The sequence below is a fragment of the Neobacillus sp. SAB-20_R2A genome (genome assembly GCF_049568635.1).
GTDB classification, from domain to species: Bacteria; Bacillota; Bacilli; order Bacillales; family Cytobacillaceae; genus Neobacillus; species Neobacillus citreus.
Map to the genome: position 1 here is coordinate 1,578,499 of NZ_CP145895.1, position 18,544 is coordinate 1,597,042.

Sequence of the window (18,544 nt, forward strand, 5' to 3'; positions counted from 1 at the left end):
TACTGTAATTATATTGTTAATAATGAATCAATCGCAATAAATGGATGGATAAGTTCATATAATCGTCAAAATTTGGGTACAAAGCAATATTTCTTAGGAAATATTGTCGAACCTTGTAAAATTGAAGGAACTTCCTTTAATGAACAAATGCTTAAAGGGAATAATAAAATCGAAATAGATAAGGAGGGAAAAACATGGGACAAAGCCGTCAATTCGGGCCAGGAAAAAAAGCACCGAATAATGGTGTTTATATTGAAGTTGGGGATACAGGCGATAACGTAGTCAATCCAAAAAAAATAAAGTTGAAAGCCGGCGACAGATTTCCGGAGAACTCAAATGATGACCGTGTATGGACTTACCAGAGAAAGCCATGATTAATATAAATTTGTTGAAAGAGCTGTCCGGAACCGGATGGCTCTTTCAAATTTTACTTTTAAATGAAGGATGAATTATAATATAAGTAATAGGTCAAAAAAGGTCAAAGGGTGTGAAAACTCATGGATTTAAACCGAATGACGGAGCGGATGCAGAATGGTTTAATGGATGCTCAAAGTATCGCCATTAAATATAGTCACCAAGAAATAGACGAGCCCCATTTGTTATTAGCGCTTTTAAACCAAGATGACAGTCTTGCTGCATCCGTTTTGGAAAGGACCGGGATTTCCGCTAAAAAAGCTGAAGACAGTTTGCTTAAGGCTCTTGCCAAGAAACCGCAGGTAACCGGCAGTGGAATTGAACAGGGAAAGCTTTATATCACAGCCAAACTGCAAAAATTATTGGTAAGTGCTGAAGAATACGCGGCAAAATTCGCTGATGAATATCTATCCATTGAGCATATTCTGCTTGCTGCAGCAAACGCGAACGATACGGAATTGAAAACAATTATTCATTCATTTGGCCGCACCTCGGAAGATCTTTTAAAGGTTATAAAAGAAATAAGGGGGAATCAAAGGGTGACAACACAACATCCTGAAGCGGGATATGATGCTTTAAAAAAATACGGGCGGGATCTTGTAGCAGAAGTAAGAGCTGGGAAAATGGACCCTGTCATTGGCAGAGATACAGAAATAAGAAATGTTATCCGCATTCTTTCAAGGAAAACCAAAAATAATCCCGTTCTAATTGGTGAGCCTGGTGTAGGGAAAACCGCCATTGTTGAAGGATTGGCCCAAAGGATTGTTAGAAAAGATGTTCCAGAAGGCTTGAAGGATAAGACTATTTTTGCCTTGGATATGAGTTCACTGATTGCTGGTGCGAAATTTAGAGGTGAATTCGAAGAAAGATTAAAGGCAGTTTTGAATGAAATTAAAAAAAGTGAAGGGCAAATATTGCTATTTATCGATGAAATCCACACGATTGTAGGTGCGGGAAGAACTGATGGAGCGATGGATGCCGGAAATATGTTAAAACCAATGCTGGCCCGGGGTGAGCTGCATTGTATCGGGGCAACCACACTTGATGAGCACCGTAAATATATCGAAAAAGACCCTGCACTTGAACGGAGATTTCAGCAGGTCCTTGTTCAAGAACCGGATGTCGAAGACACAATCTCCATCTTGCGAGGATTAAAGGAACGGTTCGAAGTCCATCATGGGGTCAAAATTCACGACCAGGCCTTGGTCGCTGCTACTGTCCTTTCTGACCGCTATATTACGGACCGCTTTTTGCCTGATAAAGCAATCGACCTTGTCGATGAAGCGTGTGCAATGATTCGGACCGAAATTGACTCCATGCCAACTGAGCTGGATGAAGTAACCCGTCGGGTAATGCAATTGGAAATAGAAGAAGCGGCGTTAACAAAAGAGCAGGATGAGGTTAGTAAACAAAGACTCCGCGCCTTGCAAAAAGAGTTGGCAGATTTGAAGGAACAGACAAATGCTATGAAGGCGAAGTGGCTTGAGGAAAAACAAACCATTAATAAATTACAGGAAAAACGGGAGCAAATTGAAAAACTTCGCCGCGAACTGGAGCAGGCAGAAGATAAATATGATTTAAACAAGGCAGCAGAGCTACGTCACGGTCTCATCCCAGCTGCGGAGAAAGAGCTATTGGCACTTGAAGAAAAAGCTGAAAGTGACGACCGGCTTCTACGTGAAGAAGTAACTGCAGAAGAGATTTCCAATATTGTTTCAAGATGGACAGGGATTCCGCTTTCCAAGCTTGTCGAAGGTGAGCGGGAAAAGCTTTTAAGACTTGAATCAATCCTGCACGAAAGGGTCATCGGACAGGATGAAGCAGTAGGTTTAACTGCTGACGCTGTTTTAAGGGCACGCGCGGGGATTAAAGACCCGAACAGACCAATTGGTTCATTTTTGTTTTTAGGCCCGACTGGAGTTGGTAAAACAGAACTTGCGAAGGCGCTGGCAGAAAGCTTATTTGACAGTGAAGAACATATGATCAGAATTGATATGTCGGAGTATATGGAGAAGCATGCTGTTTCACGTCTTATTGGTGCACCTCCCGGCTACGTAGGTTACGAGGAAGGCGGCCAATTAACGGAAGCAGTCCGTCGAAAACCGTATTCGGTTATATTGATGGATGAAATTGAAAAGGCGCATCCTGAAGTATTCAATATCCTCCTGCAGGCACTTGATGATGGACGAATTACAGATTCCCAGGGCCGGGTTGTTGACTTTAAAAATACAGTCATTATTATGACATCCAATATTGGGTCACACTTTTTACTCGAACGAAATGAAAATGAACAAGAAATCTCAGAAGGAACGAGAGAAAAAGTGTTGAATCTTCTGAGAGCACACTTCCGGCCGGAATTTTTAAATCGTATAGACGAAACGATTCTCTTTAAGCCGTTGTCTATGGCCGATATTAAGAATATTGTCGTCAAGCTTTTAAAAGAGCTTAAGGCAAGGTTAAAAGAGAAACAAATCGATATTACGATTGATGAACAAGCGAAGGAATTCATTGCCGCACATGGCTTTGATCCTGTATACGGGGCAAGACCGCTGAAACGTTATATTCAGCGAAATCTTGAAACAAAGCTTGCCCGTGATATTATTGCAGGAAAAATTCATGATGGGACAAACGTCGAGATTACAGTTGAAGACGGGGCAGTGGCTTTAAAAATATTTTCATAAAAGCCATCGAATTAAAAAAGGTCCTCCAATTGGGGGAGGACCTTTTTTAAAAAGCCTTAGTGTTTTTCAACAGGCTCATTTGGAATAACTGTCGAAATAACGAAAATTAAAATGGTAATTCCTACAGATAAAATGGCACCAAGCTTGAAATCAAATGCCGCACCGGACATCGAGCTGACTACATATGTAAGCATTTCTGTTAAAAGAAAAGCCCAGAAAAAAGTCCAAAAGAAACGCATATTTTTTCACCTGCCTATTTTAAATCCTATCTTATATTACCACATGATATGAAATTAATGAAAGGGTTTCTTTTACAAATAAATTATAGGCAATGCCCCATTCATCTTTTGTGAAATGACATACATTATCATGAGGAAATATGGAAAAAGGAGTTTTATCTATGGAATGTCGGTGTTTTCAAATGGATTCCCAATGGAATATTATTTATTATCCTGAAAAGCCAACCGGGTTTGGGGTCTTAGTAATCGGAGATGAACGGCATTTTGTGGACGAGAGTAAAAGCTTTTGGACTCAAAATGAAGGAAAACAAATCATAATCAACGATTTAAAAGAAAAAGGGTACACCATTTTTTCCTCAAATCTTTATGGGCGGAACTGGGGCAGTGATCATGCGGTTGAGCTTGCACAAAGCTTGTATCAGCATGTCATTCGAAGTGAAATTCTTAATCAAAAAATTCATATTTTGGCAGAGGGCATGGGCGCGCTAGTTGCTCTAAAATTAATGGAGAAAATGAAAGACAACATCAGATCGGTTATCCTCCTAAATCCTGTGCTTTCGTTAAAACATCATCTCCAGCAAGAAAAGGAACATAAATTTTTTTATAAAAAGTTAATCAGGGAATTAGTTGCAGCCTATCAAACAAATCAGCAGGACCTTGAAAGCGCCATTTCTAAAATGGACGATACGGTAAATCTTAATTACGACTGCCCTATTCAAATCATCCACATTTTGGCAGGCGGCAGATCCTATAACCAATCGAAACAATATCAACAGATCCTCGGACCCTCAAATATAAATCCAACGTTTATTCTTCTGGAAAAAAAGCAACAGCTAGGTAAAATATGTGTTAAATTTCTAAGCAGCCACGAATCGGTCTTGTGACCATTCCTCCTCAAGTGAAATAATTCCTTATTGAAGAGCATAGGATTCAGTAAGGGTAGTTTGGGGAGGGTGATGAAATGGACAAGGCTGTCATTTGGGGCGTTTTCAACTTTGTCAATTTTCACGTCTGTAAAACGTTATTAAATAAAGGCATTGAGGTTGACGGTATCCATTTAGAGGATACAAGTAAAATCCCTTATTTAGATGAAAAAAGGCTTGAAGTGGGAAGAAATGCTAATTTTGCCGAGTACTCCTTCTCACAATGGAGAAAAAAAATACAGAACCGATCAGCTGAAAACCAACTGTTTATTTTTTCTATTTATGATCTTTACATGCTCCGTCAAGAACATCTCTTATTAAATGTGCAAGTTAGAGAAACAATATTGGATTATCTAAAAAAATATAATGGGAATATAGAGGTACTTTTTATTTTGCCCATGCAAATGTTGGAAACGAACGAGGAAACTGCTGTTTTAGATTTTCAAAGGCAGATAAAAAACCTGGTGGAAGACTTCAAAACTATATACCTGCCATCTGCTTACGGACCTTGGCAGCCAAACGCTTTTTTTATACAACAAGCCATTGTTGCGGCCATTACAGATAAAGCCATTTCAATTAATGATAGGGAATGGACTGAAGATGCAGTATATGTTGAAGATGCTGCTGAATCTATACTTGAACTGATTGAAGGAGAGGAATCAGGCTCATTTATTGTGGAAAGCGGTCAGGAGAATTATTGGGATAAATGTGTCACATATTTAAATATTACGGAACAGTGGGAACAGCTCAAAAGTCGGATAGTGCCGCATCTCTCTGACCATAATGCCGTAAGAGTGCCGGTTAAAAAGATAACTGATTTAACTGAATCACTGAACAGACAAAAGCAGCATACTCGGATGCTGCATCTCGATTATTTTGAAAATGATGGCCGATAGGCTCCTTTGTACGGGGGAAGCGAAGAAATTTACTTTTCAATTATTTATTGAACAGGTAGAATAATAATTAACAAGATTTACTAAAAGGTTAGTTTAGTTTAGGTTTGAGAGCTAGGCCGCCGTACGAAGGAGTTGCATTCAATGCTTAGCCGCTTCGGCATCATTTTTTTATGCCTTTTTTTACTAAGTGCTTGCGGGGAAACAAAAGCACAAGGCCACCTGCAAAAGGCTGGCTTATTAGTGCCCGATACCGTAAATGATCAAGTGTGGGCCACGAAAGGATTTAATGGACTGTTAAAAATTCAATCCAAATTTAATATCGATGTATTTTATAAAGAGGGTATGAATTCTGAGAACAAAGTGGAAAAGGCCGTAAAAGAGTTTGATCAAAAAGGGGTCAATCTTATTTTCGGGCACGGGTCGGAATACGCCGAATATTTTAATAAAATTTCAAAGGATTATCCTAATATTCACTTTGTCAGTTTTAATGGTGATGCCAAAACACCCAACTCCACCAGCCTGAACTTCAAGGGGCATGCGATGGGCTTTTTTGGGGGGATGGTTGCAGCACATATGTCAAAGCAGCATAAAGTCGGTGTCCTGGCCGCCTATGAATGGCAGCCGGAAATTGAGGGGTTTTACCAAGGAGCTATGGCGGAGGATAAAAATACCCATGTAAGTATTGAGTATGTCGGCAATTGGGATGATGATAATAAAGCCATCCAATTAGTTGATCGAATGCTTGATACCGGTGTGGATGTCGTTTATCCTGCCGGGGATGGGTTTAACGTACCCGTGATAGAAAGAGTAAAAGACCGAGGGCAATATGTGATTGGTTATGTTTCTGAACAATCGGATTTTGGAGAATCAACGGTCTTAACCAGCACGATTCAACAGGTAGATAAATTGTACGTTAAGGTGGCCGACCAGTTTAATAACCAGAAACTAAAGTCGGGGAATCTTTCCTTTGATTTTCAAGATGATGTCATTTCATTAGGCAAATACAGCCCTTTAGTAGACAAGGGCTTTATCCATAAAATGGATAGTTATATCGAGACCTATAAAAATTCCGGGAATCTGCCTTAATTATGGATAAAGCTGCCCTTTTGGAAGGCAGCTTTATTTTTTTTTCAAAAGCTGTTCGACAAACGGATAAATTTTCTGAAACAGGGGCTTTAATCCCCGGGCAGATTCCATTAAAGTATCAACATGCCCCATAATCTCCGTGTAATCAATATTCGGGCGCTGATATTGCGGGTGCCCAAAAAGAGGATCATGTTGGACCGTCCCCTGGCCCTGACGCCCCCGTCCATGTCCAAACATTAATGCCGTGAATGGATCCTCCTCCCACTTCTCCTCTGTTCCATCATCGTTGGCTAAACCGTCAAAGTCTTCCGCCTCTTCATTACTAAAATCCCTCAGTTCATTAAGTTCCTGATCGCCCACAGCATATTTGACTCCCTTCAAAAATAATTCGTTTAGTATTACCTTATGAATAAGCCAATAAATGGAATGTACATTAGCGGAGAGATCCCGGAAGAAACTATTGCTAAACAAAGCTCTAATTTGATAAAATTAGTACCAAGTCATAATAATTGATATTAAGTGTATTTGGATAATCCAAAGGAGATGGAATTATGCGAGCAGGCATTGTTGGTATTGGAAGATATTTACCGGAAAAAGTGGTTACCAACTTTGATTTAGAGAAAATGATGGATACCTCTGATGAATGGATTCGTACAAGAACAGGTATTGAAGAGCGGAGAATCGCAGCAGATGATGTAAATACGTCTGATATGGCCTTTTTTGCAGCTGAAAAAGCGATTAGTGATGCAGGAATACGTGCGGAGGATCTAGATTTAATTTTAGTAGCAACAGTAACTCCGGATACACCTTTCCCGTCAGTCGCATGTAAAATCCAAGAAAGATTAGGTGCTCATAAAGCCGCTGCAATGGATGTCAGCGCTGCATGTGCAGGTTTTATGTATGGAATTGTGACAGCCAAACAATTTATTGAGTCTGAAGTTTATAAAAATGTCCTTGTTGTAGGAGTCGAAAAGCTTTCAAAAATTACCGACTGGAATGACCGTAATACGGCAGTTCTTTTTGGAGATGGGGCCGGTGCTGCAATCATTGGACCAGTATCAGAAAACAGGGGAATCCTTTCTTTTGAGCTTGGAGCAGATGGTACAGGAGCGAAGCACTTGTACCAGGACGAATATATCATTATGAATGGCCGTGAAGTATTTAAATTTGCGGTAAGGCAAATGGGAGAAAGCTGTATAAATGTCCTTGAAAAAGCAGGTTTAAGCAAAGAAGACGTAGATTTTCTGATTCCACACCAAGCGAACATCAGGATTATGGAAGCCTCAAGACAAAGATTGGAGCTGCCTGTTGAAAAAATGTCCAAAACGGTTCATAAATATGGAAATACATCAGCGGCTTCGATTCCAATTTCGATAGTTGAAGAGTTGGAAGCAGGAAAATTAAAAGACGATGATCTAATCGTGATGGTTGGATTTGGCGGCGGCCTAACATGGGGAGCCATTGCCATCCGCTGGGGCAAATAATCGTAAGTTTAGCTAATAATATAACAAGGTTTATTTATAGGGAAAATGAAATCCTAAAAAAGGAGCTGTAAAAATGAATAGACGCAGGGTAGTTGTGACTGGCATTGGAGCGGTAACACCACTCGGGAATGATGCTGAAACAACTTGGAAAGGCATAATTGAAGGCAAATCAGGGGTCGGGCCGCTTACCCGCTTAAATGCTGATGAATATCCGGCCAAGGTGGCGGCAGAGGTCAAGGATTTTAATGCGGAAACTTTTATTGACAAAAAAGATGCAAGAAAAATGGATCGTTTTACGCATTATGCAGTAGCCAGTGCATTAATGGCTGTAAAGGATGCAAACTTAACAATAAATGAAGAAAACTCTCACCGTGTCGGCGTCTGGATTGGTTCCGGTATCGGCGGCATGGAAACTTTTGAAAATCAATTTGAGATGTTCCAAAAAAGAGGCTACAAGCGGGTCAGCCCGTTCTTTGTGCCGATGATGATTCCTGACATGGCCACAGGCCAGGTCTCCATCACACTTGGCGCCAGAGGTTTTAATTCGTGTACCGTTACCGCTTGTGCGACAGGGACAAATTCCATTGGGGATGCATTTAAAGTCATTCAACGCGGGGATGCCGATGTCATGGTAACAGGCGGTGCAGAGGCTCCGATTACGAGAATGGCGGTAGCAGGCTTCTGTGCGAATACAGCTTTATCAACAAACCCGGATCCAAAAACGGCCAGCCGTCCATTTGATAAAAACCGTGATGGCTTCGTTATTGGTGAGGGTGCCGGAATCGTTATTCTGGAAGAGTTAGAGCATGCGCTCTCCCGCGGAGCAAAAATATATGCAGAGATTGTCGGTTACGGAGCAACCGGAGATGCCTATCATATCACTGCACCGGCGCCAGGAGGAGAAGGCGGTGCCCGGGCAATGAAAATGGCAATCGAAGATGCCGGGTTGAGACCGGAGGATATCGACTATATCAACGCTCACGGAACAAGTACTGAATATAACGATAAGTTTGAAACAATGGCTGTTAAAGATGTTTTTGGAGAACATGCCTATAAGGTAGCCATGAGTTCAACAAAATCGATGACGGGACATTTACTTGGCGCTGCAGGGGCGGTAGAAGCCATTATTACCGTTAGGGCTATTCAGGAGAGCATTCTTCCGCCAACAATGAATTATGAGACACCAGATCCGGAATGTGACTTAGATTATGTTGCCAATGCAGCACGACCGAAAGAAATCAACGCTGCCATGAGCAACTCATTAGGATTCGGCGGTCACAACGCAACCATTGTCTTTAAAAAATATCAATAATAAAAAATCGGGACCGAGAATATATCTTGGTCTCTTTTCTTTTTATGTTACAGCGCCTTGACAACCGAGAACCACCCCTAAAAAGCCATCATAAACTATAAATTAGAATGAACACTTAAATGGGGTGCAATAATGGGGATCATCAGAACCGATCAATGGCTTGAAAAAGATTTTGATCGTCCAATAAAAATCTGTGAACGGCTGCTCCCATATTTTAAGGGGCAAAAAGCCAATGAAATATATAACCAGCTGCAAAACTTTGGAATGTACCGGCCATCCTGGAAATCCCGAAATAATTTAAGTGAAATGAAGGAATACAACGCCTGGGACAGGGTGGAAGAATTGTTCAATATCTATGTAAAGAAATGGTCAGGACCGAATATACCCATTTTCCTTTTCCCGTTAAATGAAAGGGGAGGGTTATTTATTAGGAGAGAAGAGAGGAGGAAGGCAGGGGTATCTTTCCCTGATAAGATGTTCCTGTTTCTTTCCGGCTACGAAGATTTAAAAGAAGTTGAAGCTCTATTTGTACATGAATATCATCATGTCTGCCGGCTTCGTGCACTTAATAAAGATTTTAAAGAATACACCCTTTTGGACTCCCTTATCATTGAGGGCCTTGCGGAATATGCTGTCTATAAACATTGTGGCAAGGAATATTTAGCAAACTGGTGCCGTATGTATACAGATAGGGAAATCTCTTATTTTTGGGATCGTTATATAAAAAAACAGCTAGATATTAGTAAAAATCAAAAACTCCATGATGAACTTCTATATGGCGGGGGAAGATTTCCGCTGCTGCTCGGATATGCTGCAGGATATAATATTATCCGAAAATTCTACGAGAAACAAAATTATTCTACAAAACTAAGTTTTACTCAGCCTGCTTCAAAATATTTAAAAGAAAACATTGATTTTTCCAGGTAGAGCCTGATTTTTCAGGCTTTTTCTATTTCAGTTAATTTAGAATTGACTAATTAAACAAAAAAGTCTTGCAATTGCAATAATTCTGTAATAAAATTCTATTTAAATATAACTAATTAACAGAATAATACAAAAAAGTAAGAAGGTGTAGCATGAGCGCAAATAAATCATCACTCAAAGAGGCACCATTGCTAGAAGTAAAAAATTTAGAAACAGCCTTCGATATTGACGGGACTTTCTATAATGCTGTCGATAATGTTTCATTTAAGGTTAAACCGAGGCAAATTGTCGGAGTTGTCGGTGAATCAGGCTGCGGTAAATCTGTCATGAGTTTGTCGGTCATGCAGCTGCTTCCTAAAGGGATCGGGAAAATCAATGCCGGTGAAATCGTTTTTGATGGCATTAATCTTGAAAAAATGACTGAAGCACAAATCAATAAAATTCGCGGAAAAGATATTTCAATGATCTTCCAAGAACCAATGACCTCTCTAAATCCTGTTTTTACAATAGGATATCAGCTTGAAGAGGTTCTTTTTAACCATACGAAAATATCAAAAAAAGAAGCTAGGCAGAAATCTATTGCTTTGTTGAAAAGCGTAGGAATCTCCCGCCCAGAAAAAATCGTTGATGAGTATCCGCATCAGCTTTCAGGCGGTATGAGACAACGGGTTATGATTGCAATCGCGATTGCTTGTCAGCCAAAATTGTTAATTGCTGATGAGCCGACTACAGCCCTTGATGTGACGGTTCAGGCACAAATTCTTGAATTATTGAAAAGCATTCAGGAAGTAAATGATATGTCCGTCATTTTAATTACCCACGATTTGGGTGTGGTTGCCGAGATGTGTGACGAAGTCATCGTTATGTATGCCGGCAAAATCGTTGAACGAACTGATGTTGAAACATTGTTCTATAATCCGAAGCATCCTTATACGACTTTACTTTTGGGAGCGGTTCCAAAAATGGAACAAGAGGAAGAAAGACTTAGCTCCATTCAAGGAATAGTACCATCTTTAACGAATATGCCTATGGTCGGCTGCCGGTTTGCGAACCGCTGTCCAAAGGCGATGCCAGAATGTCTGACAACATCCCCAATTCTCGCTGAAACCGATTTTGGCCACGAAGTTGCCTGCCTGCTCTATGAAACAAGTAAACCAAGAGAAGGGGTGAGGTAATGAGAACTACTTCTGTACATAACAACCAAGAAGCAATTTCCTCTCAATCTGAAACACTATTACAAATTCAAAATCTAAAAACCTATTATCCTGTTAAAGGTGGCTTTTTTAAGCGTACTGTCGGCCATGTCAAAGCGGTTGATAATATATCCTTTGAGATTAAAAAGGGGGAAACGCTAGGGCTTGTAGGGGAATCCGGCTGCGGAAAATCCACGGCGGGGAGGACCATTTTAAGACTGCTAAAACCAACTGAAGGCAGTATTCTGTTTGACGGAAAAGACATTACGAAGATTTCCGGAAAACATTTACGGGAAATCCGTCAAGATATGCAGATGGTATTCCAGGATCCCTATGCTTCTTTGAACCCGATGCAAATGGTAGGGGATATTATTGCCGAACCAATCTATAACTTTCACAAAAAAAGCAAATCTGCATTAAAAAATGAAGTAATGGATTTGTTAGAAAAGGTAGGCTTGCCGCCAGATGCCTATTATAAATATGCGCATGAATTTTCTGGCGGGCAGCGCCAGCGGATTGGAATTGCCCGAGCCCTTGCGCTGCGGCCGAAATTGATAATAGCTGATGAACCGGTGTCTGCTTTAGACGTATCCGTGCAATCTCAAGTATTAAATCTATTAAAGGATTTACAGGAAGAATTTGACCTGACTTTTCTTTTTATTGCTCACGATTTAAGTGTTGTCAAACATATGAGTGATCGCATTGGGGTTATGTATTTAGGGAATATGGTAGAGATTTCCGATAAAAATAGCCTTTATGCCGAACCCTTGCACCCTTATACCCAGGCATTAATTTCCGCGATACCAAATCCAGATCCACGGCATAAGAAGGAGCGGATCATTTTAACCGGAGATGTGCCAAGCCCAATCAATCCTCCTGCAGGCTGTCCATTCCATCCTCGCTGCCCAATGGCAATGGAGGAATGTTCTAAAAGCAAACCTGTTTTAAAGGAGGTGAAGCCTTCTCACCGAGTAGCTTGCCACCTTTATTAAATAAAACAAAATTTAAATTTATTTAGGGGGGAAACAAATGAAGAAGAGAAGTATGCTCTGGCTTGCAGCTTTAATGCTCGTATTATCAGCATTTTTAGCAGCATGCTCCGGCGGCGAAAAAGCTGGTACTAAGAAAGAAGAAAACGGAGGGAAATCTGGCGAAACTGCAGATAAACCTCAAGATGGCGGTACATTAGTATATGCGCTTGATTCTTCTCCAAAAGGAGTATTTAACTATTCCTTCTATGGCGATGCAGTTGATGCTCAAGTAATCGATCTTTTTGACGAAAATTTAATTGACTATGATGCGCAATTAAAAGCACAGCCGCATATTGCTTCCTGGAAAACTTCCGATAACAAAGTATTTGATTTTGAAATCAAAAAAGGTGTTAAATGGCACAATGGTGACGAACTTTCAGTGAAGGACTGGGAATTCGCACTATACACGATCGCTGACAAAGATTATGAAGGCCCTCGTTTCGATAACGTAAGAAACATCGTAGGCGCCCAGGATTTCCATGATGGAAAAACTGACAAAATCGAAGGTATTAAAGTTACTGACGATTATCATATCCAAATCACTTTTGACAAAGCACGCGTAAACAACCTGGATAATCTTTGGACATACCCAATGAACCGTACTGCTTTTAAAGGTGTAGCTGTTAAAGATATGATGAGCGCTGAAACAGTCCGCACTAAGCCAGTAGGTCTTGGACCATTTAAAGTAACAAAAATTGTTCCAGGTGAGTCCGTTGAAATGGAACGCTTCGATGATTACTTTGGCGGCAAACCGCATATTGAAAAGTTAGTTGTAAAAGTAATTGACCCATCTCTATCTGTCGGCGAACTTAAAAACGGTACACTTGACATGACTTCATTCCACCCAAGCATTATCGATCAAGTAAAAGCGCTTGATAATGTAAATACCATCACTTACCCAGGTGTAAGCTTCTACTATGTTGGTTTCCGCTTAGGTACTTGGGATGGCGAAAAGAACGTCATGAACGAACCGAAATACCAAGAAAAGAAGCTTCGTGAAGCGATGTACTACGCAATTAACCGTGAAGAGTGGGTTAAAGCGTTCTTCTTCGGCGTAGGTAAGCCAGTTAACCGGCCAATTCCAACTAACCACTGGATTGCAGCACCAAATGATCAATTAGAGCAATACAAATATGATCCGAAGAAAGCAAAATCATTGTTAGATGAAGCAGGATATAAGGATGTAAACGGCGATGGCTTCCGTGAAGATCCAAATGGTAAGGAATTTGTTGTGAACTTCTCTCACTATGCAACACAAAACCCAACATTTGAAGCACGTGCGAAAGCAATGGCACAATATTGGGAAGCAGTTGGCTTAAAGACCAAGGTTTCTATGGTTGACTTCAACCTTTACTACGATCAGCTTGAAAAAGCGGATAAGTCCATGGAAGTATTCTTCGGCGGCTGGTCAACTGGTGCCGATCCAGACCCAACTCCACTTTGGGGATCTAAGGCTCTTTGGAACTATCCTCGCTGGGTAAATCCAGAAAGCGATAAGCTATTAGATGAAGCTCTTGACATTAATGTTGTTGGTACTGATAACAACAAACGTAAAGATCTATATGTCCAATGGCAAAAGCTATTCATGAAGGACCTTCCAGTTTTACCGATTGCTGAACTTGAAGAAACAATGGCAGTCAGCAAGCGTGTAAATGGCGTTAAATTCGATGTATCTGGTATGAACCGTCCAAATGAATGGTGGATTAAGCAATAATAGCAGCAGATTAACAGCATTAAACTATGCTAAATGCCTTAACCTTTTGAAAACGAAAGCCTTTTGATTTTTACTGGGGTGAGTCATCAGAAGACGGCCAGAGAATCGTCCGATGACTCTCCCAGTAATAGAAAGGTAATTGCAACAATGTATTTAACATAGTTATAGACAAGGAGAATGCACATGCTGAAGTACTCATTTCGAAGAATTTTGGGCATGATTCCAATGTTATTCCTCATCTCCATCGTCGTTTTTACTTTAGCAAAATTAATGCCGGGTGACGGCATCAGTGGAGAAATCGACCCACGGAATACTGATCCTCAATATATCGCTGAGATGAGGGAAAAATTGGGCTATAATGATCCGATGCCTCAGCAATATTTGCGCTGGATCGAAAATTTTGTCCAAGGGGATTTTGGCAAGTCAACCCGCTTTAAAATTCCTGTGGCAGATGTTATATCCGAACGCCTTCCTAATACCCTTATGCTAGGTATTACATCCATACTTATAACTTATATTCTCGCTTTCTTTATGGGATCATATGCAGGTCGAAAACCGTATACATTTGGAGATAACTTTATAGGAGGATTAAACTATTTAGGTTTATCCATTCCATCGTTTATCGCCGGTGTATTTGCGATATACTTATTTTCCTTTACTTTAGGATGGTTTCCTTCCAATGGATCAGTTGATATCGGGGTTACCGATGGGACATTGGAATATTGGTTAAGCCGCCTCCATCATGTATTGTTGCCAGCCATTGTACTAGGTTTATTAAGTACAGCAAGTTATACACAATTTTTACGTAACGATATTATCGAAAACAGTCGTAAGGATTTTGTTCGTACGGCACGCGCTAAAGGGACGCCTGAAAGAAAAATTTATAATGTTCACATTTTAAGGAATTCGATTATTCCTTTGATTACCTTTTTGGGATTTGACCTTGTTGCGATTATTAGTGGTGCCATCATTACGGAAACAATATTTACATATCCGGGTCTTGGACAGCTATTCCTGCAATCAGTTGGAACAAGGGATTATCCAGTTTTAATGACATTGACCATGTTGTTCTCATTCTTAACACTAATCGGAAACCTGGTTGCTGATGTTTTATATGGTGTTGTAGACCCGAGAATCAGGTTAGATTAAAGGGGGAGAAAAGATGCAAATTGTTACACAAAAGGATACCAATATATCGGCACCACCCCCGAATAAGAGCTTATCTCCTTGGGCAATCGCCAGAAAAAAGTTCGTTCAGAATAAACTTGCCATGATTAGTTTCATTTTTTTAGTTATTGTTGCGATTATCTCCTTTTTGGCCCCTTATATCACGACGGCGGATATAACGAGGGTAAATATTGGAGAAATGTCGTTAGAGCCTTCAAGTAAACACTGGCTTGGAACAGATAAATCTGGCCGGGATGTGTTTACAAGGCTGCTTTATGGCGGAAGGATTTCGCTATTGGTTGGATTAAGCTGTACGCTTTTTGTAATTTTTATTGGGACATTGGTCGGCTCTGTAGCAGGTTATTTTGGCGGAGCAGTTGATAATCTGTTAATGAGATTTACTGATTTTATCTTAAACTTTCCGTTCTTGGTTTTTGTTATTGTTATTAATGCCATTTTCTTTGGTAAGGTAAGTGGATTATGGGTGTTAATTGCGGTTATCAGTCTTCTGTATTGGGGAGGTATTGCCCGGATTGTCCGCAGTAAAATTCTTGCCGAAAAAGAAAACGAATATATCATTGCAGCAGTTTCCATCGGCTGCTCACCGGCAAAGGTAATTGTTAAACATCTGTTGCCTAATGTTTTGTCAACAATCATTGTTCAGGCAACCATTACATTTGCCTCCATGATTGTCATTGAATCAGCATTGAGTTACCTTGGATTTGGTGTTCCGCAAGAAACGCCGAGTTGGGGAAATATGCTGAATTCAGCAAATGAACCTGATGTGCTTCAATTTAAGCTCTGGATATGGATGCCGCCGGCACTCATCATCACCATGACCATCCTGTCCATCAACTTTATCGGTGAAGGCCTAAAAGACGCTTTCAACCCTAAATCAAGAAGATAAAAATCTACCATTAAGACATGGTAGATTTTTTTTGTGAGTCTTTGTACCCAATAATATGGAAACAACCGGAGCAAAATGTATATAAAGGAATAATTTAACTGCCGCCTGCCCATACTGATTGACAAACAAACAGTTTCTTGAAGTGAGGGATTATACAATGTTATATCTTCATGATGTATGGGTGAATTGGTTTGAAGGAGAAGAAAACGGTTATAATGTCTGCCACTTCCACGAATGGCGCAAGGATGACGGAGTTGAACTACTTGACCAAGTACCGCTGCTAAAAGTGGAGCCAATTCTTTTTAACTATATTGAAAATGATTTATCTGAATTGCCACAACAGCTTCTAGATGATATTTTTCAAAAAGCGTATTTAAGAAAAAACCATGAACGGATCCAATTGGATTACTGCTTTGTGGTAACCGATGGGGTAGGAATTCTTGCTGTTGATACGATTGGCTATAATATTCCGATTCGAAAAAGCCGGTTAATACCAAGACAGGAACAGCTCGTGTACGAAATGATCAGCAATCATGAACCAAAAGAATTTGTATTTTATAATCAGTCGAGTAAAAAGGACTTCCATATTCTTTCTCCAGAGCCTACGTTAATGCTGGGCTTGACAAGAAAAGAACGGCAGATAAAGCAGCTTCTGTTTATGGCTTTAGATCAGTTGTTTTCATCGAATAATGAAGCGGAGATTCGTTATTGGTTTACTGAGTGGTGCCCAGAACGCTACCAAACAATCCAAGAACTGAATTTTGCTGATGCATGGGAACAACTTTATGAAGAAATCAAATTTGGCTGGTCTAAAAAACACGAAATCTTTTGTGAAAATTTAATAAAGGGACAGCCATTTTTTGAGAAGCTTTGGGAAATGGAACACGGTCCAAAGGTAAACTAAAAGCCTGACCCAAAAGGAATATAATTCATTCCTTTTGCGGTTCAGGCTTTTTTACTATTTGCGCTTTCTTCCAAGACCCATTGCATTTTCCATTTTCTTTAAGGTAAGGCTTGCAATTTTATTTGCTTTCTCTGCACCAAGGTCTAATATTTCATCTAATTCATTTGATTCCATTAATTGATAGTATTTATCTTGGATTGGTTTAAATGCATTAATAACAACATTGGCCAAATCACCCTTAAAGTCCCCATAACCTTTTCCATGGTACATCTCTTCAAGTTCAGCAATAGGCTTATTTCCTAAGATTGTGTATATGGATAAAAGATTTGAAATACCTGGTTTATTTTCTTTGTCATACTTAACAATTCCTTCTGAATCGGTCACAGCACTTTTAATTTTCTTTTCAATTTGTTTTGGGTCATCAAGCAATGCAAGGAATGCTTTTTGGTTCGGATCGGATTTGCTCATTTTCTTAGTAGGGTCCTGCAATGACATAATACGGGCACCGACCTCCGGAATGCGCACTTCTGGTATCGTGAGTATTTCTCTATATTTTTTATTAAATCTTTCGGCAAGGTCACGTGTAAGCTCTAAATGTTGTTTTTGGTCTTCTCCTACTGGAACAAGGTCAGCATTATACAATAAAATATCTGCGGCCATTAATGGAGGGTAGGTTAATAAACTTGCAGATACAGCCTCTTTTCCAGCTGATTTATCCTTAAATTGGGTCATACGCTCCAATTCCCCGATATAAGACACGCATTGCATTAACCATCCGGCTTGAGCATGAGCGGGAACTTCTGATTGGATAAATAATGTCGCTTTTTCCGGATCGATTCCTACTGCAATATACAAGGCAGCCAAACTGCGGATGTTCTTTCTCAAAGTTGCGGGATCTTGCGGGACAGTTATTGCATGCTGGTCGACGATGCAGAAGTAGCAATTATATTCATTCTGCAGCTCCACGAATTGCTTAAGTGCACCAATATAGTTACCAAGTGTGATTGTCCCACTTGGCTGAATTCCCGAAAATATTGTCTTCATATATAATCCTCCTAAACAAATAGATAAAAAAAGCCATTCATCCCCAAAGATAGGGACGAATGGCTCGCGGTACCACCCTAATTACTCAAAAAAATGAGTCACTTTAAAACCCTTTAACGCGGGGAACGTCTACTCTTACTTTTCCTCTTATAAAGGCTCAGAAAGAAGCTCCAAAGTCCATTCCGTATTTCTTTGTGTTTGTTTCCACCACCCACAAACTCTCTAAAACAAAGGTCGATACGTACTACTCTTTTTCAATGCTTTTTTACTGTTATTTAATTATTTCCCATTATAAATGATTTACATATTTCATTTCAAGTCAGTAAAACATAATAAACAACAAGGGCAATGACCATAAAAAGGCCATTTATAATTGCATAAAAAAGGAAGGGGTTTTTATTAATCGTGACAAGTTCTGATAAACCGGGAACCTCCTCGAATCTCCGTTTATTAGTCCTAAACGATAGTGCAAAGTTGAAGGACTTGAAAATTGCATCATAAAAACCACTTTGAATGGTAAAAATGAGCAAAAAAGAAAGGAGAAGAGCAAATGAGATATAAAAAGATATATTGATATAGCTAACAATAGAAATTTCGCCGTAAAAAATAAAGGATAAAATGAAAA

The 18,544-nt window shown here is 39.9% G+C and carries 17 protein-coding genes and 1 other annotated feature; of the genes, 14 read left to right on the forward strand and 3 right to left on the reverse strand.

Annotated elements, in window-relative coordinates; all coding sequences use genetic code 11:
* The first annotated feature begins 194 nt into the window (after positions 1–194).
* Together V5M37_RS07850 and clpB are read left to right on the forward strand one after the other, a co-directional pair.
* Positions 195–374: a YjzC family protein gene (locus V5M37_RS07850; protein ID WP_213116628.1), complete on the forward strand. Its 180-nt coding sequence runs from the start codon at positions 195–197 to the stop codon at positions 372–374.
* A gap of 123 nt (positions 375–497) precedes the next feature.
* Complete coding sequence (gene clpB / locus V5M37_RS07855; RefSeq protein WP_423801494.1) at positions 498–3,095, forward strand: ATP-dependent chaperone ClpB; 2,598 nt, start codon at positions 498–500, stop codon at positions 3,093–3,095.
* A gap of 56 nt (positions 3,096–3,151) precedes the next feature.
* Here clpB and V5M37_RS07860 read toward each other — a convergent pair whose 3' ends face one another.
* Entirely contained in the window at positions 3,152–3,334 is a 183-nt protein-coding gene (locus tag V5M37_RS07860; RefSeq protein WP_213141324.1) for a YjzD family protein, read from the reverse strand.
* Positions 3,335–3,495: 161 nt separating this feature from the next.
* Here V5M37_RS07860 and V5M37_RS07865 point away from each other — a divergent pair, with 161 nt between their 5' ends.
* From V5M37_RS07865 to V5M37_RS07875, 3 genes are all read left to right on the forward strand, one after another.
* A complete protein-coding gene (locus V5M37_RS07865) occupies positions 3,496–4,218 on the forward strand; it encodes an alpha/beta fold hydrolase (RefSeq protein WP_213141323.1) in 723 nt (240 codons plus the stop codon).
* Between the two features lie 77 nt (positions 4,219–4,295).
* Positions 4,296–5,153 carry a hypothetical protein gene (locus V5M37_RS07870; RefSeq protein WP_423801495.1) on the forward strand — a complete coding sequence of 286 codons (858 nt, stop codon included), beginning with the start codon at positions 4,296–4,298 and terminating at the stop codon, positions 5,151–5,153.
* Between the two features lie 141 nt (positions 5,154–5,294).
* Entirely contained in the window at positions 5,295–6,239 is a 945-nt protein-coding gene (locus V5M37_RS07875; RefSeq protein ID WP_423801496.1) for a BMP family ABC transporter substrate-binding protein, read from the forward strand.
* Between the two features lie 33 nt (positions 6,240–6,272).
* Here V5M37_RS07875 and V5M37_RS07880 read toward each other — a convergent pair whose 3' ends face one another.
* On the reverse strand, positions 6,273–6,599 hold the full coding sequence (locus V5M37_RS07880; RefSeq protein ID WP_423801497.1) for a hypothetical protein: 327 nt from the start codon (positions 6,597–6,599) through the stop codon (positions 6,273–6,275).
* A gap of 191 nt (positions 6,600–6,790) precedes the next feature.
* On the opposite strand from V5M37_RS07880, the gene V5M37_RS07885 reads away from it, so the two are divergent.
* The 9 genes from V5M37_RS07885 to V5M37_RS07925 all read left to right on the forward strand — a co-directional run bounded on the left by V5M37_RS07885 (position 6,791) and on the right by V5M37_RS07925 (position 16,875).
* Positions 6,791–7,723 carry a beta-ketoacyl-ACP synthase III gene (locus tag V5M37_RS07885; RefSeq protein ID WP_213141014.1) on the forward strand — a complete coding sequence of 311 codons (933 nt, stop codon included), beginning with the start codon at positions 6,791–6,793 and terminating at the stop codon, positions 7,721–7,723.
* A 73-nt stretch (positions 7,724–7,796) separates the two neighbouring features.
* Positions 7,797–9,035 (forward strand): beta-ketoacyl-ACP synthase II, encoded by a 1,239-nt coding sequence (gene fabF, locus V5M37_RS07890; protein WP_213141013.1) that lies wholly within the window; start codon positions 7,797–7,799, stop codon positions 9,033–9,035.
* A 132-nt stretch (positions 9,036–9,167) separates the two neighbouring features.
* Entirely contained in the window at positions 9,168–9,962 is a 795-nt protein-coding gene (locus tag V5M37_RS07895) for a DUF2268 domain-containing protein (protein WP_423801498.1), read from the forward strand.
* A gap of 149 nt (positions 9,963–10,111) precedes the next feature.
* Entirely contained in the window at positions 10,112–11,134 is a 1,023-nt protein-coding gene (locus tag V5M37_RS07900) for an ABC transporter ATP-binding protein (RefSeq protein ID WP_423801499.1), read from the forward strand.
* Entirely contained in the window at positions 11,134–12,144 is a 1,011-nt protein-coding gene (locus V5M37_RS07905) for an ABC transporter ATP-binding protein (RefSeq protein ID WP_423801500.1), read from the forward strand. Before V5M37_RS07900 ends, V5M37_RS07905 begins: the two co-directional genes overlap by 1 nt.
* 37 nt (positions 12,145–12,181) lie before the next feature.
* Positions 12,182–13,897 (forward strand): oligopeptide ABC transporter substrate-binding protein, encoded by a 1,716-nt coding sequence (gene opp4A / locus V5M37_RS07910; RefSeq protein WP_423801501.1) that lies wholly within the window; start codon positions 12,182–12,184, stop codon positions 13,895–13,897.
* A 183-nt stretch (positions 13,898–14,080) separates the two neighbouring features.
* A complete protein-coding gene (gene opp4B, locus V5M37_RS07915; protein WP_378580880.1) occupies positions 14,081–15,046 on the forward strand; it encodes an oligopeptide ABC transporter permease in 966 nt (321 codons plus the stop codon).
* Positions 15,047–15,059: 13 nt separating this feature from the next.
* Positions 15,060–15,971: an oligopeptide ABC transporter permease gene (gene opp4C / locus V5M37_RS07920; RefSeq protein WP_213141007.1), complete on the forward strand. Its 912-nt coding sequence runs from the start codon at positions 15,060–15,062 to the stop codon at positions 15,969–15,971.
* Between the two features lie 157 nt (positions 15,972–16,128).
* Positions 16,129–16,875 carry a YjbA family protein gene (locus V5M37_RS07925; RefSeq protein ID WP_213141006.1) on the forward strand — a complete coding sequence of 249 codons (747 nt, stop codon included), beginning with the start codon at positions 16,129–16,131 and terminating at the stop codon, positions 16,873–16,875.
* 54 nt (positions 16,876–16,929) lie between these two features.
* Here the strand turns inward: V5M37_RS07925 and trpS are convergent, their stop codons facing one another.
* The gene (gene trpS / locus V5M37_RS07930; protein WP_423801502.1) at positions 16,930–17,919 is read right to left on the reverse strand and encodes a tryptophan--tRNA ligase; all 990 of its coding nucleotides are present in this window, start codon (positions 17,917–17,919) and stop codon (positions 16,930–16,932) included.
* Positions 17,920–17,967: 48 nt separating this feature from the next.
* Positions 17,968–18,186: a binding site (T-box leader), on the reverse strand.
* Positions 18,187–18,544: the final 358 nt, after the last annotated feature.